At 69.0% G+C, this 20,971-nt stretch carries 19 protein-coding genes and 1 other RNA gene; 10 read left to right on the top strand and 10 right to left on the bottom strand.

Features of this window, described 5'->3' with window-relative positions:
- Positions 1 to 141: 141 nt before the first annotated feature.
- From CU254_RS04945 to hutH, 6 genes are all read right to left on the bottom strand, one after another.
- Positions 142 to 1,332, bottom strand: a complete 1,191-nt coding sequence (locus tag CU254_RS04945; RefSeq protein WP_009073327.1) for an NAD(P)/FAD-dependent oxidoreductase — start codon at positions 1,330 to 1,332, stop codon at positions 142 to 144.
- A 183-nt stretch (positions 1,333 to 1,515) separates the two neighbouring features.
- Positions 1,516 to 2,661 (bottom strand): imidazolonepropionase, encoded by a 1,146-nt coding sequence (gene hutI / locus CU254_RS04940; RefSeq protein ID WP_009073325.1) that lies wholly within the window; start codon positions 2,659 to 2,661, stop codon positions 1,516 to 1,518.
- Positions 2,649 to 3,953: a formimidoylglutamate deiminase gene (locus CU254_RS04935; RefSeq protein WP_009073323.1), complete on the bottom strand. Its 1,305-nt coding sequence runs from the start codon at positions 3,951 to 3,953 to the stop codon at positions 2,649 to 2,651. Before CU254_RS04935 ends, hutI begins: the two co-directional genes overlap by 13 nt.
- Positions 3,950 to 5,146 (bottom strand): allantoate amidohydrolase, encoded by a 1,197-nt coding sequence (locus CU254_RS04930; RefSeq protein ID WP_009073321.1) that lies wholly within the window; start codon positions 5,144 to 5,146, stop codon positions 3,950 to 3,952. Before CU254_RS04930 ends, CU254_RS04935 begins: the two co-directional genes overlap by 4 nt.
- Complete coding sequence (hutU, locus tag CU254_RS04925; RefSeq protein ID WP_009073319.1) at positions 5,143 to 6,804, bottom strand: urocanate hydratase; 1,662 nt, start codon at positions 6,802 to 6,804, stop codon at positions 5,143 to 5,145. The genes CU254_RS04930 and hutU overlap by 4 nt, the downstream gene beginning before the upstream one ends.
- A gap of 3 nt (positions 6,805 to 6,807) precedes the next feature.
- Positions 6,808 to 8,334 carry a histidine ammonia-lyase gene (hutH, locus tag CU254_RS04920; protein ID WP_009073318.1) on the bottom strand — a complete coding sequence of 509 codons (1,527 nt, stop codon included), beginning with the start codon at positions 8,332 to 8,334 and terminating at the stop codon, positions 6,808 to 6,810.
- 180 nt (positions 8,335 to 8,514) lie between these two features.
- On the opposite strand from hutH, the gene CU254_RS04915 reads away from it, so the two are divergent.
- The 5 genes from CU254_RS04915 (at position 8,515) to CU254_RS04895 (ending at position 13,439) form a co-directional block, all read left to right on the top strand.
- Positions 8,515 to 9,300: an IclR family transcriptional regulator gene (locus CU254_RS04915; RefSeq protein WP_009073316.1), complete on the top strand. Its 786-nt coding sequence runs from the start codon at positions 8,515 to 8,517 to the stop codon at positions 9,298 to 9,300.
- A gap of 495 nt (positions 9,301 to 9,795) precedes the next feature.
- Positions 9,796 to 11,403, top strand: coding sequence for a class I adenylate-forming enzyme family protein (locus CU254_RS04910; RefSeq protein WP_199785800.1), 1,608 nt, complete (start codon positions 9,796 to 9,798; stop codon positions 11,401 to 11,403).
- Positions 11,400 to 12,077 (top strand): tRNA-dependent cyclodipeptide synthase, encoded by a 678-nt coding sequence (locus tag CU254_RS04905; protein WP_009073312.1) that lies wholly within the window; start codon positions 11,400 to 11,402, stop codon positions 12,075 to 12,077. Before CU254_RS04910 ends, CU254_RS04905 begins: the two co-directional genes overlap by 4 nt.
- Before the next feature lie 15 nt (positions 12,078 to 12,092).
- Positions 12,093 to 12,833, top strand: coding sequence for a class I SAM-dependent methyltransferase (locus CU254_RS04900; RefSeq protein ID WP_009073311.1), 741 nt, complete (start codon positions 12,093 to 12,095; stop codon positions 12,831 to 12,833).
- Between the two features lie 195 nt (positions 12,834 to 13,028).
- A complete protein-coding gene (locus CU254_RS04895) occupies positions 13,029 to 13,439 on the top strand; it encodes an LppA family lipoprotein (protein ID WP_078560699.1) in 411 nt (136 codons plus the stop codon).
- Positions 13,440 to 13,784: 345 nt separating this feature from the next.
- Here the strand turns inward: CU254_RS04895 and ssrA are convergent.
- Positions 13,785 to 14,159: a transfer-messenger RNA gene (gene ssrA, locus CU254_RS04890) on the bottom strand.
- Between the two features lie 213 nt (positions 14,160 to 14,372).
- Here ssrA and CU254_RS04885 point away from each other — a divergent pair.
- From CU254_RS04885 to CU254_RS04865, 5 genes are all read left to right on the top strand, one after another.
- Positions 14,373 to 15,065 (top strand): sensor domain-containing protein, encoded by a 693-nt coding sequence (locus tag CU254_RS04885; RefSeq protein WP_009073307.1) that lies wholly within the window; start codon positions 14,373 to 14,375, stop codon positions 15,063 to 15,065.
- The gene (locus CU254_RS04880) at positions 15,062 to 16,195 is read left to right on the top strand and encodes a sensor histidine kinase (protein ID WP_009073305.1); all 1,134 of its coding nucleotides are present in this window, start codon (positions 15,062 to 15,064) and stop codon (positions 16,193 to 16,195) included. Before CU254_RS04885 ends, CU254_RS04880 begins: the two co-directional genes overlap by 4 nt.
- A gap of 57 nt (positions 16,196 to 16,252) precedes the next feature.
- Positions 16,253 to 16,894, top strand: coding sequence for a response regulator transcription factor (locus CU254_RS04875; protein ID WP_009073303.1), 642 nt, complete (start codon positions 16,253 to 16,255; stop codon positions 16,892 to 16,894).
- Between the two features lie 88 nt (positions 16,895 to 16,982).
- Positions 16,983 to 17,201 carry a hypothetical protein gene (locus tag CU254_RS04870; protein WP_009073301.1) on the top strand — a complete coding sequence of 73 codons (219 nt, stop codon included), beginning with the start codon at positions 16,983 to 16,985 and terminating at the stop codon, positions 17,199 to 17,201.
- 145 nt (positions 17,202 to 17,346) lie between these two features.
- Positions 17,347 to 18,642 carry an acyltransferase gene (locus tag CU254_RS04865; RefSeq protein ID WP_037712582.1) on the top strand — a complete coding sequence of 432 codons (1,296 nt, stop codon included), beginning with the start codon at positions 17,347 to 17,349 and terminating at the stop codon, positions 18,640 to 18,642.
- Here CU254_RS04865 and CU254_RS04860 read toward each other — a convergent pair.
- The 3 genes from CU254_RS04860 to ftsX are packed head-to-tail and all read right to left on the bottom strand — an operon-like array spanning position 18,632 to position 20,952.
- Positions 18,632 to 19,528: an amidohydrolase family protein gene (locus tag CU254_RS04860; protein ID WP_009073297.1), complete on the bottom strand. Its 897-nt coding sequence runs from the start codon at positions 19,526 to 19,528 to the stop codon at positions 18,632 to 18,634. The genes CU254_RS04865 and CU254_RS04860 overlap by 11 nt on opposite strands.
- A complete protein-coding gene (smpB, locus tag CU254_RS04855) occupies positions 19,525 to 20,007 on the bottom strand; it encodes an SsrA-binding protein SmpB (protein WP_009073296.1) in 483 nt (160 codons plus the stop codon). The genes CU254_RS04860 and smpB overlap by 4 nt, the downstream gene beginning before the upstream one ends.
- Before the next feature lie 51 nt (positions 20,008 to 20,058).
- Positions 20,059 to 20,952: a permease-like cell division protein FtsX gene (gene ftsX / locus CU254_RS04850; protein WP_009073294.1), complete on the bottom strand. Its 894-nt coding sequence runs from the start codon at positions 20,950 to 20,952 to the stop codon at positions 20,059 to 20,061.
- Between the last annotated feature and the right edge of the window lie 19 nt (positions 20,953 to 20,971).

The raw sequence follows: 20,971 nt of genomic DNA, 5'->3' as shown, positions 1-20,971 counted from the left end.
AATGAACTGAAGCTGGCCGGTGCCCCAGGTTTTCCGCCGTTCACCTGCTGGTCCTCTTTTATCGTTGCCCGCGCGCTCGCCGACCGCGCGCGGGACCGGACGCGGGGGCACGAACTCTGCCCCCGCGCACTTCCCGCGCCTTTATAGAACGGACATTTCCGGCAATGGGTTCTGCCCCAGGTGCCGCACCCCATTCGCAGCGGACTCGCGTACCGCGTCGAATCCGTACCGGCGCATTTCCGCCTCGTATTCCCCGATCGCGTCCAGTTCGCCGCCGCTGCGCAACGCGGCGGCGAGTGCGGCGCCGTCGCGCATCGCGGTGTTCGCTCCCGCTCCGGCGGCCGGGCTCATCGCGTGGATCGCGTCACCCACCAGCACCACCCGCGAAGGCGCCCACGGCCCGATCGGCACGCTGGTCCGGATCGATACGAGGAACGGCGAGTCCGGGAGCCAGCTTTCGACCATCCGGCGCACGCGCGGATGCCAGTCCGCGACCCGGTCGAGCACGAGTTTCTGCATGTCGTCGGCGGACAACGCGCGGAGTTCGTCGTCCGTCCGCCCGAAGATTTCCTGACGGGCACCGTAAGCGCAGGTCATGTACGGCTCGTCGGGGCTGAGCCGGACCTGCGGCGCGAGCCGCGCGCAGGCGGCGGTGATCTGCTCCGGGTAGTCGACCGGCGCGAAGCCGATCATCTGTTTCTCCGGCCCGGAAACGATGCTGAACACGGCGAACATCGCCGGATCGAACAGTTCCCGGGTCGCCGCGGTGAGCGGGATTTTCGCGTACAGCTGGCGCAATCCGGTGTCGACGACCTGAGCGTGCGGGAGATATTGGCGACGCACCGGCGAATTCACGCCGTCCGCGCCGACGAGAACCGCGCCGTGCGCCTGCGTGCCATCGGCGAAGTGCGCGACCACGCCGTTCTCGTGCTTTTCGTACCGCACGAACTCTTTGCCGAAGTGGACGTTGTCGAGGCCCTGGAACAGAATCTGCCGCAGCGTGAACCGGTTGACGTTGCGCTGGACCTCGCCGTCGTCCAGCACGAACTCGGTGCGCGGAGTCAGCTGGCTGTCGTAGATCGTAGTGGCGTTGCGCGGCCGTCCCGAGGTGGCCAGGAACAGCTCGTGCAGCCGCGGCGGGAGGACTTCCCGCAACGCCTGGTCGCCGCGGGAATCGATGTGCAGCCGGTAGCCCTGCCGGCGCGCGTCGAGCGCGGAATCTCGTTCGTAGACCTCGCACGGGATCCCGGCTTTGCGCAGCCCCTGCGCGAGACACAGCCCGCCGAGCCCGGCGCCGATCACGAGCACAGTATCGTTCGAGTTATTCGCCATCCGCGAAGTCCCTTCCGTACCAACGTTCTGGTTCGAGAGGGACGCACTGGGCTCGGCCCGCCTAAGCCGGGCGCTCGGAAACAGAGCGAATGGTTCGTCCGGCCTAACCCATACCGGACAATGGTCTTTCGCGCGTCCTGTTCCCTTTTACGGTAGCGCAGCCGCGGACTCGCTCGCCACCGATTAACGAAGCTTCGCTCCTTTCCGCCACACCGCGTGGGTCAACGGGACCCCGGGCCGATAAGCGAGATGCGTGGTGGACGGCGCGTCGAGCACGTGGACATCCGCGCGCGCACCCGGCCGCAGATACCCGACGTCCTCGCGCCGAAGCGCCCGCGCGCCACCGGCAGTCGCCGACCACACGGCTTCGTCCACCGTCATCCGCATTTGCAGCACGGCAGTCGTCACGCAGAACGCCATCGACGTGGTGTACGAACTGCCCGGGTTCGCGTTGCTCGCCAAGGCGACCGTCGCGCCAGCGTCGAGCAACCTCCGTACCGGAGCGAGCGATTGCCGCGTGGACAAATCGCACGCAGGCAACACCGTCGCGACCGTGTTGGACGACGCGAGCGCCTCGACATCGGCATCGCTCAGGTACGTGCAGTGGTCCACGCTCGCCGCGTCAAGTTCCACGGCCAGCCGCACGCCCGGACCCTCGCCGAGCTGATTGCCGTGCACCCGCAGCCCTAGCCCGCGCTCCGCCGCCGCCTTGAGCACCCGCGCCGACTGCGCCTCGTCGAACGCTCCGGTCTCGCAGAACACATCGGCCCACCGCACGTGCGGCGCGACCGCGTCGAGCATCTCGCCGCAGACCAAGTCCACATAGGACTCCGCATCCGCACCCGGCGGCACGAGGTGCGCCCCGAGGAAGGTCACCTCGTCCGCGACCTCGCCGGCAATCCGCGCCGACCTCGCTTCATCGGCGACAGTGAGGCCGTACCCAGTCTTCGTCTCCAGGCACGTGGTGCCCTGCGCAGCCGCTTCCTCGACATGTCGACGCAGATTCGCCGCCAGCTGCTCGTCCGAAGCCGCCCGCGTGGCGTCGACGGTGACCGCGATCCCGCCTGCCGCGTAAGCCTGTCCGGCCATCCGCGCTTCGAACTCGGCGGTGCGGTCGCCCGCGAAGACGAGGTGGGTGTGGCTGTCCACCCACCCGGGCAGCACCGCGCGGCCCTCGACGTCCACCCGCTCGTCGGCGTCTGGCGCCTGCGCGGCCGGTCCGGCCCACGCGACGGTCTCGCCGTCGAGCACCAGCGCGGCGTCGCGGAGCTTGCCCAGCTCCGGGTCGTTCGTGGTGAGCTCGCCGATTCCGGTGATCAGAACTGCCACAGCGCCTCGATCTCCTTGGCCAATACGGTTTCCGGTCGTTCGATCAGCACGTGCGCGCCGTCGCGCACCACTTCCCGTCCGGCCACCACCACGGTACGGACGTCCGCGGCCGCCGCGGCGAACAGCACGCCGGACGGTTCGATCCCGGCCGTGCGCACCGTGTCCGTCGCGACCGTGACCAGGTCCGCCCCCGCGCCAGCGGCGATAGTGCCGGTCTCCGGCCAGCCCGCGGAGATGTGCTCGGTCCCCGCGGCGAGCAGCTCTTCCGCGGTGAACCGGCCCCGTTCCTCGCTGGCGAGCCGGTCGTCCAGCTCCAGCGCCCGGGTCTCCTCGAACGCGTCGACCACCGCGTTGCTGTCGCTCCCGATGCCGAGCCGCACGCCCGCGTCGAGCAGGCTCCGGGCCGGGCCGATGCCGTCGCCGAGATCCCGTTCGGTGGTCGGGCAGAAGCACGCGCCGCTTCGGGATTCGCCCAGCCACTTGACGTCCTGCTCGGTCAGGTGCGTCGCGTGCACGGCGGTGAGCCGCTCGCCGAGCACGCCGTAATCCCAGAGCAGCCCGGTCGGTGTCCAGCGGTACGCGGCCTCGCACTGCTCGTTCTCCGCGCGTTGCTCGGAGAGGTGGATGTGCAGCGGCCGGTCTTTCGGCACCGCGTGGTCCACCTTCGGCAGCTCGTACTCCGGCACCGCACGCACCGAGTGGATCGCCCCGCCGATGCGGAACAAGTCGTCTTCCTTCAGCAGCGCCACGCGTTCCGCCCAGTTTTCGGCAGAACCGTCCGAGAACCGCTGCTGCACCTCGTCCGGCGGCACGCCGATGCCGCCCGCGAGATAGCAGGTGTCGAGCAGCGTCATCCGGATCCCGGCGTCCCGTGCGGCCTGCCGCAACGCGTCGCCCATCGCGTTCGGCGACGCGTACGGTGTGCCGCCCGGACCGTGGTGCAGGTAGTGGAACTCCGCGACGCTCGTGTACCCCGCCAGCACCATCTCCGCGTAGACGCCGCGCGCGAGCCGGTAGTACGAATCCGGATCGAGCCGGGCGGCGAGCGAGTACATCCGCTCGCGCCACGTCCAGAACGTGCCCCGCTCGTGGTGCGTCCGGCCCCGCAGCGCGCGGTGGAACGCGTGCGAGTGCCCGTTGGCGAACCCGGGCAGCGTCAGTCCATTGAGGATAGTCCCGGTCTTCTCCGCGTCGGCGGTCACCGAAACGATCCGGCCGTCGGCGATCTCGATCCGGACCGCCTCCGCGATCCCGTCGGGCAGCCAGGCCCGTTCGCACCAGTACGTGGTCATCTCGCGAGCCGCTCCAGCACCTCGGCCAGCGCCCGCGCCCCGGCCTCGACGTCGTCCGCCTCGGCGAATTCCTCCGGCGCGTGGCTGATCCCCGTCGGATTGCGGACGTACAGCATTCCGGACGGCACGAATCCCGCCAGGATCGCCGCGTCGTGCCCGGCACCGGTGGGCAGCTCGGGCGGATTGCCCAGCCATTCCCCCAGCGACCGCCGCAGCTCCTCGTCGAACACCACGTCGTCGGAGTACGACTCGCGCGTGACCGCCAGCTCGCACCCTTCTTCCTTGGCAGCCGCTTGCGCCGCCTGAGCGATCTCCTCGACCAGCTCCGGCGTCGAAGTGCCCGGCACCCGCGCGTCCAGCCACAGGTCCACAGTGGACGCGATCACGTTCGTGCCGCCCGGCGTGGGCACCAGCCGTCCGACAGTCGCCCGCGCGTCTGACCTCTCCCGCGCCAGCCGCCGCACCGCGACGACGGTCTCGGCGGCGGGCACCATCGGATCCACCCGGTCCGCGAGCAACGTCGCACCGGCGTGATTGCCTTGTCCGGCAAAGGAGAACCGCCACCGGCCGTGCGCGATCACCGTGTTCCCGACCGCCACTGGCGACCCGAGGTCGATCAGCCCCCTGCCCTGTTCGACGTGCAGTTCCAGGAACTGCCCGATCAGCCCGAGCCGCTCCGGGTCCGCGCCGACCCGGTCCACGTCCAGCCCGGACTTCGCCGCGGCCTCGGCGAACGTGACGCCGGACGGATCCCGCAGCGCCCGCGCCCGGTCCGCGTCGATCGTCCCGGTGAGCAGCCGCGAACCGAGACACGGCACGCCGAAGCGCCCGCCCTCCTCCTCGGCGAAGACCACCACCGCGAACGGCTTGTTCGGACGGAACCCCTTGGCTTGCAACGCTTCCACCGCCGCGAGCGCACTCACCACGCCGAGCGGCCCGTCGAACGCGCCGCCGCCCGGCACCGAGTCGAGATGGCTGCCGGTGACGACCGCGTCCGCGCCGGGAGCGCCCCACCACGCCCACAGGTTGCCGTTGCGGTCGGTCTCGACGTCGAGGCCCAGCTGCTGCGCCCGTTCGACGAACCAGGTGCGCAGGTCGTGCTCCGGCGCGTCGAACGCGTGCCGCGAGTAACCGCCGCGCCGGGCGTCGCGCCCGACGTCGGCGATCTCGCCGAGCAGTCCGGACGCGGTCACGCCTGCTCCCGCATCGGCACCCGCACGCCGCGCTCGTCGGCGACCTCGGCCGCGCGGTCGTACCCGGCGTCGACGTGCCGGATGACGCCCATGCCCGGGTCGTTCGTGAGCACCCGCTCCAGCTTCTGCGCGGCCAGCGGCGTGCCGTCCGCGACGCTCACCTGCCCGGCGTGGATGGACCGGCCCATGCCGACCCCGCCGCCGTGGTGGATGGACACCCAGCTCGCCCCGGACGAGGTGTTGACCAGCGCGTTGAGCAGCGGCCAGTCGGCGATCGCGTCGGAGCCGTCGGCCATGCCCTCGGTCTCGCGGTACGGCGAGGCGACGCTGCCCGAGTCGAGGTGGTCGCGGCCGATCACGACCGGGGCCTTCAGCTCGCCGCTGGCCACCATCTCGTTGAAGCGCAGGCCGGCCAGGTGCCGTTCGCCGTAGCCGAGCCAGCAGATCCGGGCGGGCAGGCCCTGGAACGCGACCCGCTCGCCGGCCATCTTGATCCAGCGGGCCAGCGATTCGTTCTCCGGGAACAGCTCGAGCATCGCGCGGTCGGTCGCGGCGATGTCCTCCGGGTCGCCGGACAGCGCGGCCCAGCGGAACGGCCCGTTGCCCTCGCAGAACAGCGGCCGGATGTAGGCGGGCACGAAGCCGGGGAAGTCGAACGCGCGCTCGCAGCCACCGAGTTTCGCCTCGCCGCGCAGGGAGTTGCCGTAGTCGAACACCTCGGCGCCGCGGTCGAGGAACCCGAGCATCGCGTCCACGTGGTCGGCCATCGACTCGCGAGCCCGGTCGGTGAACTCGTCCGGCTTCTTGGCCGCGTAGTCCTGCCAGTCGTCCACGCTGATGCCCTTGGGCAGGTAGGACAGCGGGTCGTGCGCCGACGTCTGGTCGGTGACGATGTCCACCTCGACGTCGCGGCGCAGCAGCTCCGGCAGCACCTCGGCGGCGTTGCCCACCACGCCGACCGACAGCGGCCGCCGCTCCTTCTTCGCCGCGGTGACCCGGCGGATCGCGTCGTCCAGGTCGTCGGCCACCTCGTCGAGGTACCGGTGCTCGACGCGGCGGTGCGCGCGCTGGGCGTCGACCTCGATGCACAGCGCCACGCCGTCGTTCATCGTGACCGCGAGCGGCTGCGCGCCGCCCATGCCGCCGAGCCCGGCGGTGACGGTGAGCGTGCCGCGCAGCGTTCCGCCGAACCGCTTCTTCGCCACCGCGGCGAACGTCTCGTAGGTGCCCTGCAGAATGCCTTGCGTGCCAATGTAAATCCACGAACCGGCGGTCATCTGGCCGTACATGGTGAGGCCCTGCTGCTCGAGCCGGCGGAACTCCGGCCACGTCGCCCAGTCGCCCACCAGGTTCGAGTTCGCGATCAGCACCCGCGGCGCCCATTCGTGCGTGCGGAACACGCCGACCGGCTTGCCGGACTGGACCAGCAGCGTCTCGTCCTGCTCCAGCGCGGTCAGCTCGCGGGTGATCGCGTCGAAGCTCGCCCAGTTGCGCGCGGCGCGGCCAGTGCCGCCGTAGACGACCAGGTCCTCCGGCCGCTCGGCGACCTCCGGGTCGAGGTTGTTGTGGAACATCCGCAGCGCGGCCTCGGTCTGCCAGTTCTTCGCGGTCAGCGAGGTGCCGCGGGCGGCGCGGACGGTACGGGCGGTGCTAGTCATTGCTCAGGCCTCCAGTTCGGCCGCGGCCAGGACAGCGCCCGACCGCACGAGTTCTTCGGCGGCCGCGATCTCGGGCGCCAGGTGACGGTCGGGGCCGGGACCCTCGACCTTGGTGCGCAGCAGGTCCCGGACGCGTCCGGTGACCGGCGAGGGCTGCAGCGGCGCGCGGAAATCGAGCGCGCGGGCCGCGGTGAGCAGTTCGACGGCAAGCACGGTGGTCAGGCCGTCGACCGCCTTGCGCAGCTTGCGCGCGGCGGACCAGCCCATGGAGACGTGGTCCTCCTGCATCGCGCTGCTCGGGATCGAATCGACCGAGGCGGGCACCGCGAGCCGCTTCAGCTCGCTGACCACGGCGGCCTGCGTGTACTGCGCGATCATGTGCCCGGAGTCGACGCCGGGGTCGTGCGCGAGGAACGGCGGCAGCCCGTGCGACCGCGCCTGGTCCAGCATCCGGTCGGTGCGGCGTTCGGCGATGCTCGCCACGTCCGCCACCGGCACCGCGAGGAAGTCGAGCACGTACGCGACCGGCGCGCCGTGGAAGTTGCCGTTCGACTCGACCCGGCCGTCGGCCAGCACCACCGGGTTGTCCACCGCGGACTGCAGTTCCCGGTCCGCGACCAGTTCCGCGTGCGTCAGCGTGTCCCGCGCGGCGCCGTGCACCTGCGGCGCGCACCGCAGCGAGTACGCGTCCTGCACGCGGTTGCAGTCCGGACCGCGGTGGCTTTCCACGATCTTCGACCCCTGCAGCGCCGCGAACATCCGCGCCGCGCTGGTCGCCTGCCCGGGATGCGGGCGCAGCGCCTGCAGGTCGGCGGCGAACGCGCGGTCGGTGCCCAGCAGCGCCTCGACGCTCATCGCCGCGGTGAGGTCCGCGACGTCCAGCAGCCGATGCAGGTCGGCGGCGGCGAGCAGCAGCATGCCGAGCATGCCGTCGGTGCCGTTGGTGAGCGCGAGGCCTTCCTTCTCGGCCAGCACGACCGGGGTGATCCCGGCCGCTCGCAACGCGTCCGCGGCGGGCTTCCGCTCGCCCGCGTGGAACACCTCGCCCTCGCCCATCAACGCCAGCGCGACCGCGGCCAGCGGCGCGAGGTCGCCGGAGCAGCCGAGCGAGCCGTACTCGTGCACGACCGGCGTGATGTCCGCGTTGAGCAGCGCCGCAAGCGTTTGCGCCGTCTGCGGGCGGACGCCGGTGTAGCCGCTGGCCAGCGTGCGCAGGCGCAGCAGCATCAGCGCGCGCACCACCTCCGGCTCCACCGCGGGCCCGGCGCCCGCGGCGTGCGAGCGGATCAGGCTGCGCTGCAGCGCGGTGCGGCTCTCGACCGGGATGTGGCGCGTGGCGAGCGCGCCGAACCCGGTCGAGACCCCGTAAGTCGGCGACGTGGCGTCGGCGAGGTCTTCGATGTGCTGGCGAGTGGCGGCGAGGTTCTTCTCGACCGTCTCGGCGAGCCCGACGTGCGCGTGCCCGCGGACGATGTCGACGACCTGCGCCGCGGTCATCGGCTTCGAGCTCAGGAGGACTGGTTCCGGCATGCCGCCATTGCACCTCCCGGCGGGCCCCGGCGACAGGGCGGAGTTCGCGGTAGTGTCTGGTATCCAAGACAACACGTGGCGAGGGCCTCGACCACCGGTGCGAACGGACCCCTCATACTCCGTTGGGGCGGTGCGAGCGGTCCCCTCGCACCCGTTCCGGAGGAGGCGGAGGAGTCACCCGTGAGCAGTTCCGACGTTCCCGCCCTGCGCAACGGCCTCTCCGTGCTGCGCCTGCTCGCCGGCCACGCCGGCCCGGTCTCGGCCGCGGCCATCGCCCGCGACCTGGACCTGCCTCGGTCGACGACGTACCACCTGCTCAACGAGCTGACCTCGGCCGGTTTCGTCACCCATCTGCCCGCCGAACGCCGCTACGGCCTCGGCATCGCCGCCTTCGAACTCGGCTCGGCCTACCTGCGCCACGACCCGCTGGAGCGGCTCGCCGGGCCGCTGCTGCGCAAGCTGGTCGACCGCATCGGCCACACCGCGCACCTGGGCGTCCTGCACGGCAACGAATCGCTGTACCTGATCAAGGAACGCCCAGCCCGCCCGGAAACGCTGGTCACCGACGTCGGCGTCCGCCTGCCCGCGCACCTGACCGCGTCCGGCCGCGCGATGCTGCAGCACCTGCCGGCCGCGCACGTCCGCGCGCTGTTCCCCGCCGCCACGTCGTTCGTCCTGCGCACGCCGCGCGGCCCCAATTCGCTGGCCGCGCTACGCCGCACCCTGGCCGCCGAACGCCGCCTGGGCTGGTCGGTCGAAGACGGTCACGTGACAGCGGGCTTCGCCTCTGTCGCCGCCCCAGTCTTCGACCACGGTTCCCGTCCCATGGCGGCAATCAGCGTGACGCTGCGCCACCTCTGCCCGGACGACGGCCCCTGTACAGAAACCTTCCCCGACTTGGCCGAAGCAGTCGCCACGACAGCGGCCACGCTCACCACGCACATCGGCGGCACTCGCCCGGCGTGACAATTCCCCCATAAATAAAATGCTAGCCCCCAAGACGTTCGCGCGAACCAGCTTACCTTAACCGAAGCGTTCGAATGCGCAACCACTTCTTTAGTCAAGACAAAACCGGCACAACGACGCTTCGATGTCACCGCGCGGTATCCCCCACTTGTCGCAATAGCCGCGGCGGCCACCTCCAACGGACGATTGACAGTCACTATCCGCCCCGGTATAGCTCTAATGGGGCTTAAAGCGAAACTCAAAACATCAGGGGGCTTGAGTGGATTCGCTTCAGTACGTTTCTGCTTGTTCGCTTACCGGCCACCGGTAGGCCATCTTCCCTGATCCGGGCGTCGCGGGGGCGAGGCCCGGATCAGCTTTGCTCTGCGTTCCACCATTCCCACACCGCGATTCGAGCGTAATTCGACTCGCGGCGACCACCCTTGCCCGCATTCGGGCGAGGGCGGCAACCGGCCTCGTGCTGCCCGCGCAGCACCGCATAGGAGCACTTCAGCCATGAAACCGAACTGGGCCTTCAGCCTGGGCGAACTGTTCGACCACCGAGCCAGTTCCGGCAAGCCCATGACCTTCCACCTGTCCCGGCCGCTGGACATCGACCGGGAAACCCGCTCGACGCTCGACCTCCCCGCGCTCGCGGCCTTGGTCCGCGATTCCGCCGGCGTCCTGAGCAAAGCGGGCGTGAAACCCGGCGACCGGGTGGTCGTCTGCAAAGCCAATCATTTCGACTGCATTCTGCTGGCCGCCGCGATCTCCCGGATCGGCGCGGTCGCCGTGATGCTGTCCGGCCTGCTGGGAAAGGACGCCGTACAAAGCCTGATCCGCCGGGTGGAACCGGCGGCGATCGTCACCGACGTCGAACGCATCGAACGCGCGGAAATCACGCCCGCGGCGTTCCCCGGGCTCGCCGGAAAGATCTTCAGCGTCAACGGCGACTCCCCGCACGCGCAGACGTACGCGGATCTCAAAGCGGAACCGCATCTGCACCCCGTCCCCCGCCGGGACGACGAACTCCTGATGCTCACCCACACCTCCGGCACCACCGGCATCCCCAAACTGATCATTTTCCCGCCGGCCACCATCCAAAAACAAATGGCCCGGCTGGAATGCCGCCATTTCCCGCCCCTGACGTTCCGCCGAAACGACGTGGTGGCCATGTTCACGCCCTACGTGCACGCGAGGGCGTTCACCTGGATCTATTCGGTGCTGACCCTTTCCCCGGCCACCGTGCTGGCCATGGACGACAACTCCCCGGACGTCGTCGACCGGGTTTTCCGCCAGTACCCACCGACTTTCATGGAAGCTCTGCCCGTCGACTACTCGGCGATGGCCCCGCTGATCCGCACCGGCGCGAACAACCCGTTCGCCCGCATCCGCCTGTTCGCCGGCAACTTCGACGCGATCCGCTGGCCGGTGATCCGCCGCTTCCTGAACGCGTCCCGGCACCCGTTCCCGCTCTGGCGGGACGGTTACGGCCAGTCGGAAACCGGCGGCATGGGCATGACCGTGCTCTCGCGCCGCGCCGCGAACCGCCCGCGCGACCACAAACCCGGCCCGCGCGTCGTCGGCCGCCCGATGCCCGGATTCGTCACCCTGAAAATCGTCGATCCCGAGACGTTCGAACCGCTGGAACGCGGCCGCCCCGGCCTGGTTCTGGCCAAAACGAAGGCCCGCTGCACCGGGTATTACGGCGAACCGGAACGCTGGAAGGAAAAACTGGTGGGCGACTGGTGGAACACCGGCGACATCGGCATCCTCACCCCGACCGGAGCGCTGAAAATCGTCGACCGCGAGGTCAACTTCGCGTCCGGGATCGGCTACCTGGAATTCGAGGACACCCTGGTAGACCGCCTGCAGGAAGGGTCGGACGTCGCCATCCTGCCGCGAGAAAACGACCTGCCGCTGCCCGTCGTCGCCACCCGAGACGGCCGCCTGGACGACACCGACTGGTCCCGGGCCCGCACCGGCCTCCCCGCCCTGGCCGACCCGGTCGTCATCACCGCGACGGACATGCCCCGCACCGCGACCGGAAAGATCGTCCGCGAAGAATTGCGCCGCACCTACCTGGACACAGTGGCCACCCCCGGCACCGGACGCTGGACATGATCAGCAACGGCTTCCGCGTAGAACCCCTGACCGCCGCTTGCCAAGAAGTCTGGGAATCCCGCCGCCACGCGGTTTTCGGCGTAAGCCCCGGCAACAGCTACTTCAACGTCGACCGCCTGCGCTCCACTTTGGACTGGCTGCAAACGGAATTCAAGCAAATCGACGTCATCATCCCCGACAGCGCCCTGAAACACACCTTCATCGCACTGGGCTACGACGAGCCGAAAGCCGCGAAGAAAGCCAGGTCGGAAACCAACGTCCTGCGCAACCGAGTCCTCCGAGCCTGGACGGCCCTAGCCGGCCCAAGACCGACCGACGGCCTGCACCGCATGTCCGAACTCCAGGCAGACCCCGTCTACACCGAAGTCTTGGCACACTGCGCGCAACTGACCGCCACCGATCCCGCCCTCGCCGCCGCCAGCACAGAAATGACCCAAGAAGTCCTAGCCGCCAAAGGCTTAACCGGCGAGGCCACCCCGGCCCAACTCGCCGAAGCGAAGAAATACCTCATCGCCGAACTGCCGTTCTTCGTGTCTTCGTGCCGAATCTTCGACGTAGACGCCTCGCTGAACTTCTACCACCAGCCACTCCCCTTGGCGAACGTAATCTTCTCCGGCGCCTCAGCCCTGAAACCCGACCCCGGCCAGGGCTACGCCACCATCCGCCCAGCCTGACCACGGAGATTCTCGATGACGAACCCCGCCGACCAGTACGACCAGGTAGCCACCGCTTTCGCCGACGTGGAAGCGATAATCAGCTTCGTCCGGGAAAACCTGGAATGGCCCTCGTTCAAGAATGCCCTAGGCGACCTGCGAGGTGCGCGAGTACTGGACGTAGGCTGCGGCGAAGGCAGCTTCACCCGCCGAATCAAACAATTAGGCGCCGCGCAAGTAGTAGGCACCGATCTCTCCCCCGGAATGATCGCCTTGGCCCGCCAGGCGGAAGCGCGAAACCCGCTGGGCATCACCCACGAAGTCCAAGACCTGGCAGCCATGCCCCTCCAAGGCGAGTTCGACGTAGTGACGGCCATCCACGTCCTGCACTACGCAGACACTCGGGAAACCATGCAAACCATGGCGAAAACCATGCACGCCAACCTAAAACCGGGTGGCCGACTGGCAGTTCTGAGCGCAAACGCCGACTCCAGCGAAGAATCCGAAACCGCAGCCGGCTTCCGCACGTACCGCCCGGCCAATCCGCAGGAGGGAGACAAGTTCAAGGTCGCCGTCCTGACGACGCCGCCCACGGAAATCGAAGTACACCACTGGCCCACGGAGACGATCGTGGAGATCCTGGAAACCGCAGGCTTCACGAACGTCTCATGGTCGTTGGTGAGGCCCTCCGAGACGGTCGCCCCAGCTGATCGGGACCGAGCTGCGCGCTGCGCGAAAAACCCGACGAGTTTGACTCTTACCGCGACAAAGCCGTAGCTTCGGGCGGAAACCCGGCTCGCGCTCGACTCAAGCGCGAGCTGTGCCCTTCCAGGTTCGGGTAGCGAACCCACGGCCTACTCCCATGACACGCAAACACAGCCCGGCCTGCGCTGGACTGGCACTGGCCTTGCTGGTGCTCGCCGCCCCGACATCGACCAGGCCACCACGCGCTACGAACAGATGTAGGGCCGCATCCGCGGTGCCATCACCACGGCAGCCCCCGTCCTGAAGCCGGGGCAGATTACGAATCAAGCGGGAGGGTCGGCGTGCGGCAACGAGTTCGCCGCCGTCAACGCCGACTTGCGCACCGACGACGCAGTAGTCAAGGGCCTGCCGAACTGGACGGCCGAAGGCAACATTCCCGACGACAAGTGGCCGCACACGGTAGAGACAGTCCGCTCGGTCGCCGCCGAGTACGGCTTCGACACCGGCCAAGTCACGGTCGACCGGCCCGGCGATCACGAGGTCGTCTTCCATGACAAATTCCGGGCCGAACTCAACGTCGGCACCGCAGCGAACACCACCGTCCTGCTGCGCACCGGCTGTCATCTCACCGCTGCTGCGAAGAAACGCGGCGCGCCGGCGCCGAGGCCGACGTACTAGTCGCTGAACACAAGAGCTTTTGCCCGCCGCGCCGCGATGGCGCGCACGCGTTCTGCTCCGGACAGTGCGCCATCACCGCGGCAGGGGACAACGTTGCCGCTGCCCGGAAGCTCGGGCACCTGTTCAGGGAACGCGCCACGGGCCAGCCGAGCACGGCGGCCCGGTTCCGCACCTCGACGACCCCTTTGCCGTAACTGGCTCAGCGTAGGGCGCGCAGAGGTCACCGCATAGCAGCTTGCCGACACCGCATCGACCTAGCTGCGATCTTGGAACGGAAGACGGAATCGAGTGAGACCCAAATACAACTGGTCCCCGGAGAGTCAGGTGACTCTCCGGGGACCAGTCGAGTGGAGGTGCCGGGAATTGAACCCGGGTCCTCTAGCGCCTCCTCAAGGCTTCTCCGTGCGCAGTCCGCTATGTCTCTGCTTGGCCCCTTCAGTCACGCGAACAAGCTGAAGTGACGAGCCCAGCCACTGTTTGCTTCCCTGCCAGGCCCCGTGGCCGGGACTGGAGGTAAGCCTCCTAGCTGATGCCGGCGACCGGGTCGGAGGCGACCCCGGGCCGACAGACTTGCTCTACTGCGATCAGGCAGCGAGAGCGAAGTCGCGCTGGCTATTGGCCTTGGCGCTTATTAGGTTGCGATGACGCTTGCGGTGGTCTCTCGCCTGCACCGGCACGCTTCCCTTGATTCAACGTCCAGAGTCGAAACCGTTCACCCCCTTGCAGGTGTTCTTAACTCACCCATCATAACGCCCCCGGCAACCCGATAATTCCGGCATCCGCCCGCGCACCGGCCAGCGCACCGGGCCGCCCGGCGGCCGGCCAGGGAGGTAGGGCTGTCCCCACCCCGAAGATGCCCGCTCGCCCCCTGGTTGCCCGGCGCCCTCCCGGCCATGCTGAGCAGGTCAGTTTCCGCAGTGAGGGAGCCCCGCCATGGTCACCGTGCCCGCCGGTCGCAGTTTTGGGCGCCGTACTCCGCCGTTGGGCGGGGCGTTGGCGTATCTCCTGCTCAACCTGCCCTTCGGGATCCTCTCGTTCGCCTTCATCGTGACGCTGGGGTCGGCCGGGCTGGGGACGCTCATCGTGTGGCTCGGGGTGCCGCTGCTCGCGCTGCTCGTGCTGTTCGCGCGGACCGCGGGGAGGGTCGAGCGGGGGCGGGTGTTCGCGCTGCTCGACGTGTACATCGACGATCCGTATCTGCCGTTGCCGCCCTCAGGGCAGAAGCAGCGCTGGCTGGCCCGGCTGAAGGACCCGGCCACCTGGCGCGACCTGTCGTACCTCTTCCTGCTCTTCCCGCTCGGCTTGGCGGAGTTTGTGCTGGTCGTGACGGTATGGGCGGTCAGCTTGGGCCTGGTCGCGCTGCCCATCTACTACCGCTTCCTCCCGGACGGCGTCTACTCCTTCCCGAGCTACGATGTGCAGTGGTTCGTCGTCGACTCGACGGTGACCGCGCTGCCGTGGGCGGCGCTGGGGGTGCTGTTCGCCGCGATCGCCGTGGCCCTGACCAAGGGGCTGGCGGCCCTGCACGCGGCTTTCGCGGCCGCGTTCCTGCGGCCGACGGTCGCCCAGCGGCGGCGCATGGAGCGCTCCTGGAACGAGATCGACGGGATCACGGTGGCCGGATGACTGCGCAAGACCCGCCTCCGGAGCATCCTCGTCCGCATCCGGCTCGCACGATCGGGTACATGATCCCGTCGTTCGTGCTGCGCCTGCTGCAGTTCGTCCTGATCGTGGCCGGCGGGACCGTCGGCACGGCGACGCTCATCATCTGGATCGGCTTCCCGATCCTGCTGGCAGTCACCGGCTTCATCCGCTGGTCGGGCGACCTCGAACGGCGCTGGGCCCGCCGGATGCTCGGCACCCCGCTCGGGCCGATCGAGCGGCTGCCGCTGGCCGGGCAGCCGATGACCCGCCGCTGGCTGACCCGGCTGTCCGACCCGACGACCTGGCGGGACCTGGCGTACCTGATGGTCGCGTTCCCGCTGGCGATCGTCGAGCTGCCGATCGCGCTCGCGTCCATCGTGCTGCTGCCGATGGCGATCTGGGTCACGCCGTGGCTGGGCTGGCTGCACGGCAACCTGGCGCTGTCGCTGCTCGGCCCGAACCGCACGAAGAAGCTCGAAAAGAAAGCGGAACACCTGCAGGCGTCGCGGGCTCGTGGCGTCGACGCCGCCGAGGCCGAGCGTCGCCGGATCGAACGTGACCTGCACGACGGCGCTCAGCAGCGGCTCGTGGCGGTCGCGATGAGCCTCGGCCGGGCGAAGTCGAAGTTCGACAACGACCCGAACGCGGTGCGCGAGCTGATCGACGAGGCGCATTCGGACGCCAAGCTCGCCGTTTCCGAGCTGCGCGACCTCGCCCGCGGCATCTACCCCGCCGTACTGGGCGACCGCGGTCTCGACGCGGCCCTGTCCGCGCAGGCCGCGAAGTCGCCGATCCCGGTGGACGTGCACGTCGACGTCGAGCCCCGTCCGCCGGCCGCGGTCGAGACCACCGCGTACTTCATCGTCGGCGAGACCCTCACCAACATCGCCAAGCACTCCGGCGCGACCGAGGCGACGGTGAAGGTGTGGCGTTCGGACACGCACGTCATCACCGAAATCACCGACAACGGCCACGGCGGCGCCGAGGTTCGCCCCGGCGGCGGGCTCGCCGGGCTGGCCGACCGAGCGGCGACCATCGACGGCGTCATCACCGTCGTGAGCCCGGTCGGCGGGCCGACGGTCATCAGAGCGGACCTGCCGTGTCAATGGTGACCCGGCCGTGAGTGAATAGCCCCCGGGAGCTTTTCACTCACGGACCTGGGGGCTTTGATGCGAGTAGTGATCGCCGAAGACGCCGTGTTGCTTCGGGCGGGGGTCACCCGGTTGCTCGCCGACGAGGGCATCGAGACGGTCGCCGCGGTCGACAACGGCGACGATCTGCTCGGCGCGATCACCGAACACCGTCCTGACCTGGCGATTGTCGACGTCCGGATGCCGCCGACCTTCACCGACGAGGGCCTGCGCGCGGCGCTGGCGGCCCGCAAGGAGATCGCTGGCCTGCCGGTGCTCGTCCTGTCCCAGTACGTCGAGGAGAGCTACGCCGTCGAACTGCTGTCCGGCGGTGCCGGCGGCGTCGGCTACCTGCTGAAAGAGCGCGTCGCCGACGTGGACGAGTTCCTGGACGCGGTCCGGCGCGTCGCGGACGGCGGCACCGCCATCGACCCGGACGTCATCGCCCAGCTGATGGCCCGCGGCCGCCGCAACCCGCTGGATTCGCTCACCGCGCGCGAATCCGAGGTGCTCGGCCTGATGGCGCAGGGACTGTCCAACAACGCCATCGCGAACTCGCTGGTGGTGTCGCACGGAGCGGTCGAAAAGCACATCGGCAACATCTTCTCGAAGCTCGGTCTCGAGGCCAGTTCCGAAGAACATCGCCGGGTTCGCGCGGTGCTGACCTACCTGGGCCGTTAAAAACCCTCACTCGAACTGACGGCAGCCCCGCGCCGGGTCCCTCGCCTACCATGGACGGATGCCGCCCGAACCGAGCGAGGAGAATCCGATGTCCGACCGCAGCGTCCGCTTCTTCGGCGGACCGCTCGACGGCCGGGTGCAGGAACTCGCCGACGAGGAACCGGTGCCGGGCACCGTCGTGCGCCACATTCACCTGCACGGCGGCCCGAAAATCGAGACGCGGTACGAACTCGGCCTCACCGAGAACGGCTGGGCCTACCGGGTGCAGGCGCACGAGTCCGAACCGGAGCCGGACACGCTCTCGTGAGCGTTTACGCCGGTGAGAACCGGCATAGCCACTGACGACAACCCGCGGTAGGGCAAACCCCACCTTCCGCCTCCTGCTGACCCGACCCCCTTTTCGGTGGTCTACACCGCTGTCTGCGGCCCCGGAACCCGACAGGCTCTTCAGCATGACGACGAGCCAGCTGCAGACACGCGGCACCAGGGCGACCCGGGACACCTTTCTCGACGTAGTACGTGCCGGAGCGATCCTCGCGGTGGTCGCGCAGCACTGGACGATGCCGGTGCTTTCCTTCTCCGGCAACACTCTCGCCACCGGCAACGCCCTCGCGACGCCCGGCTGGTGGCTTTTCACGTGGGCCTCGCAGGTCATGCCGTTGATCTTTTTCGCTGGCGGCGCGGCAAACCTGATCTCCCTGCGCCGCGCCGAATCCACCCGCGCGTGGTTCGCCGGACGCGTCCGCCGGCTGCTCGTCCCCGTGCTGCCGCTGATGGCGGTCTGGCTCGTGGTGCCGAACCTATTGCAGGGCATGGGAATTCCCCCGCAGCCAGTTCAGGTGGCCAGCGCGATCGCCGCGCAACTGCTGTGGTTCCTCTCGGTTTACCTGCTCACCGTGCTGCTCACGCCGCTGATGGTCGCCGCCCACCGACGCTGGGGTCTCGCGGTGCCGGCGGTGCTGGCCGGACTCGGCGTTCTCGTTGACGTAGCAAGGTTTTCCGACCTCGGCCTGATCGGATACGCCAACGCCGTCATCGTCTGGGTCGCCGTGCACCAGCTCGGTTTCCACTACGTCGAAGGCCGTCTCGGCTCGCTCACCCGCCGCGCCGCGCTCGCGGTGTCCGCCGCCGGTTTCGGGGTGACCGCGCTGCTGGTCGCGTTCGGCCCGTACCCGGCGAGCATGATCGGCATGCCGGGAGCGCCGGTGTCCAACATGAGCCCGCCCACCGTCCTGCTGCTGTTCCTGGCGCTCGGGCAGATCGGTTTCCTGCTGGCCTTCCGCGAGAAGCTCGTCTCGCTCCCCCGCGTCACCGCCGCGCTCAGCTGGCTCAGCCCGCGGTTCATGTCGATCTACCTCTGGCACATGCCGGCGCTGGTCGTGGTTTCCGGCGTGACCGTCCTCGGCCTCGGCTACTCGACGCCGGCCCCGGGTTCGTCGATGTGGTTCCTGATGGTGCCTGCCTGGATCGCCGTGTGCGGTGCGGTCCTGCTCGGCCTGCTGCGGCTGTTCGAGCGCTTCGAAACGCAGCCGGACGGCCTGGTCGTGACCGCCCGGACGCCGCAGTTGGTGCTGGCGGGCCTGCTCGCCTCCGGCGGGCTGCTCGGCCTGGCCGCGCACGGCTTCGCGCCGCTGAACGACAACCTGCTGACCGGTCCGCTGCCCTGGGTGGCACTGGTCGCGGCCGGATACGCGCTGGCCGGACGCCAGGTGGCGCCGAGCCGGGCCCTCGTGCCGGTCAAACGCTGAGCAGCTTCGCGGGCGTGTCGTGCAGCACCGCCCGCAGGAACGGCTCGCCGAGGCGATCGTCGGCTGCCCAGCCGGCGATCGCCTGCAGCTGTGTCGCGTAGGAGTAGGGGATGTTGGGGAAATCGGTGCCCAGCACCACGCGGTCGGCCACCTCCGCCAACCGGACCGTCCAGTCCGGCGGCAGCGGCGACATCGCCTCCGCGAACGGCACGCCGACCATGGTGGTGTCGAGATGCACGCGCGGGTAGCGGGCCATCAGCTCGAAGGCGGTGGTGAACTGGGGCATCGCGGCGTGCGCGAGGACGGCGGTGAGCCGCGGATGCCGCCGCAGGACTTCCTCGAACACCTCGAGCCCGGTGAAGTCGCCGCGCAACGGGCCGTGTCCACAGTGGATCACCACCGGCGCGCCCGCCTCGGCCAGCGAACCCCAGACCGCGTCGAGCAGCTCGTCCCGCGGGTCGTACGCCCCGACCTGCACGTGCGCTTTGAAACACCGGGCTCCCGCGCGCAACGCACTGTCCACTGAGGACGCCGCACCCGGCTCGGGATAGAACGTGCCGGTGGGCACCGCTTCCGGCACCTGCTCGGCGAAGTCCAGCACCCACGACGTGAGCCATTCCGCCATGCCCGGCTTGTGCGGGTACACCAGCGGCGCGAAGGTTTTCACGCCCAGCGCGCGCAGCGTTTCGATCCGCTCCGCCTCCGGCGTGCGGTAGTGGATCGGCCACGGCGTGCCGTAGTGCTTCTCGGCATGATCGAAGTAGGCCCACACCTTGTCCAGCACGGATTTCGGCAGGAAGTGGACGTGCAGGTCGACGATCCCGTCGAGGCCGAGCCCGGCGATCCAGCCCGGGACGTCGGCGTCGGTGGCCGGACCCGCCGTCACTCCGTGAACCGGCCTTTCAGCGCCCGCCCCATCGCGCGGCTGATGTCCTTCTGCGCGTCGCGTTTGGCCAGCGTCTGCCGCTTGTCGTAGGCCTTCTTGCCCTTGGCCAGCGCGATCTCGACCTTGACCTTGCCGTCCTTGAAGTACATCGACAGCGGCACCAGCGACAGACCGCTTTCCTTGGTCTTGCCGATGAGCCGTTCGATCTCGCGCCGGTGCAGCAGCAGCTTCCGCGTGCGCCGCGGCATGTGGTTGGTCCAGGTGCCCTGGGTGTACTCGGGGATGTGGACGTTGCGCAGCCACACCTCGCCGTCGTCCACCGTCGCGAACGCGTCCACAAGGGAGGCCTTGCCTGCCCGGAGGCTCTTGACCTCCGTGCCCTGCAGCACCATCCCGGCCTCATAGGTGTCCAGGATGGAGTAGTCGTGCCGAGCCTTGCGGTTCGACGCGATGACCTTCTGTCCACGTTCCTTGGGCATACCGACCACTTTACGTGATGTGTCCGACGGCGAGCAGCGGATTTCTCTCCGCTAGTGCCGCACGTACAGGCGCAGCGTGACGTACCCGGTGATCGCCGAGATCACGATCGACACCGCCAGCAGGATCGGCGCGACCGGGAACAGCACCTCGAGCGTCGTGATCTGCGGGAACACTTCGCCGGTGAAGACCGTGTCGAGGAAGGACAGCTTCGTCAGAAGCAGGAACACCACCCCGAGCACGGCGCCGACCGTGCCGGCGACCACCGCCTCCAGGAGGAACGGCAGCTGGGTATACCAGCGCGTCGCGCCCACCAGGCGCATGATGCCGACTTCCGTCCGCCTCGTGAACGCCGAGACCTGAATGGTGTTCGCGATCAGCAGGAGCGCGGCGACGGCCATGATGAGCGCCATCACGAACGCGATGTTCCGGACCCCGTTGAAGACGTTGAACACGCGGTCGAGGAACTTCTTCTGGTCGTCGACCTTCTTGACGCCGGGCTGGCCGGTGTACTGCTTGATGATCGCGTCGGACCGGTCCGGGTCCTTCAGCTTCACCTGCAGCGACGCGGGCAGCGCCTCGGGGCCGGTCAGCTCGAGCAGTTCGGGCTGGCTCGCGAAGATCTTCTTGAACCGGTCGTAGGCCTGGTCGCGGTTCTCGTACACGACCGATTCGACGCCGGGGTTGTTCTGCAGCGACTGGCGGAGCCCGTTGCAGAGCGCCTGCGTGCAGTTCTTGTCGTTCGCGCTCACGTCGTCGACCAGCGCGACCGAAACTTCGACTTCGGCGAGGAAGTTCGCCTTCATCTTGTCGATCGTGCGCACGGCGAGCAGACCGCCGCCGAGCATGGCGAGCGAGACCGCGGTGGTGAGGATCATCGCGATGGTCATCGTGACGTTCCGGCGCAAACCGGTGACGACCTCGCTGAAGACGAAACTGGCACGCATCGCTCTCGTGTTTCCTTGG

The organism is Amycolatopsis sp. AA4 (assembly GCF_002796545.1).
Taxonomy (GTDB): Bacteria; Actinomycetota; Actinomycetes; order Mycobacteriales; family Pseudonocardiaceae; genus Amycolatopsis.
Note: the sequence above shows the minus strand (reverse complement) of the source record. Positions and strands in the feature narration are given on the sequence as shown.

What these genes read in the sequence shown, in the direction of transcription:
- CU254_RS04945 (WP_009073327.1), bottom strand. Translation starts at nt 1,332, where the DNA reads ATGGCGAATAACTCGAACGATACTGTGCTCGTGATCGGCGCCGGGCTC.
- CU254_RS04935 (WP_009073323.1), bottom strand. Translation starts at nt 3,953, where the DNA reads ATGACCACGTACTGGTGCGAACGGGCCTGGCTGCCCGACGGGATCGCG.
- hutU (WP_009073319.1), bottom strand. Translation starts at nt 6,804, where the DNA reads ATGACTAGCACCGCCCGTACCGTCCGCGCCGCCCGCGGCACCTCGCTG.
- hutH (WP_009073318.1), bottom strand. Translation starts at nt 8,334, where the DNA reads ATGCCGGAACCAGTCCTCCTGAGCTCGAAGCCGATGACCGCGGCGCAG.
- CU254_RS04910 (WP_199785800.1), top strand. Translation starts at nt 9,796, where the DNA reads ATGAAACCGAACTGGGCCTTCAGCCTGGGCGAACTGTTCGACCACCGA.
- CU254_RS04905 (WP_009073312.1), top strand. Translation starts at nt 11,400, where the DNA reads ATGATCAGCAACGGCTTCCGCGTAGAACCCCTGACCGCCGCTTGCCAA.
- CU254_RS04900 (WP_009073311.1), top strand. Translation starts at nt 12,093, where the DNA reads ATGACGAACCCCGCCGACCAGTACGACCAGGTAGCCACCGCTTTCGCC.
- CU254_RS04885 (WP_009073307.1), top strand. Translation starts at nt 14,373, where the DNA reads ATGGTCACCGTGCCCGCCGGTCGCAGTTTTGGGCGCCGTACTCCGCCG.
- CU254_RS04880 (WP_009073305.1), top strand. Translation starts at nt 15,062, where the DNA reads ATGACTGCGCAAGACCCGCCTCCGGAGCATCCTCGTCCGCATCCGGCT.
- CU254_RS04875 (WP_009073303.1), top strand. Translation starts at nt 16,253, where the DNA reads ATGCGAGTAGTGATCGCCGAAGACGCCGTGTTGCTTCGGGCGGGGGTC.
- CU254_RS04870 (WP_009073301.1), top strand. Translation starts at nt 16,983, where the DNA reads ATGTCCGACCGCAGCGTCCGCTTCTTCGGCGGACCGCTCGACGGCCGG.
- CU254_RS04865 (WP_037712582.1), top strand. Translation starts at nt 17,347, where the DNA reads ATGACGACGAGCCAGCTGCAGACACGCGGCACCAGGGCGACCCGGGAC.
- smpB (WP_009073296.1), bottom strand. Translation starts at nt 20,007, where the DNA reads ATGCCCAAGGAACGTGGACAGAAGGTCATCGCGTCGAACCGCAAGGCT.
- ftsX (WP_009073294.1), bottom strand. Translation starts at nt 20,952, where the DNA reads ATGCGTGCCAGTTTCGTCTTCAGCGAGGTCGTCACCGGTTTGCGCCGG.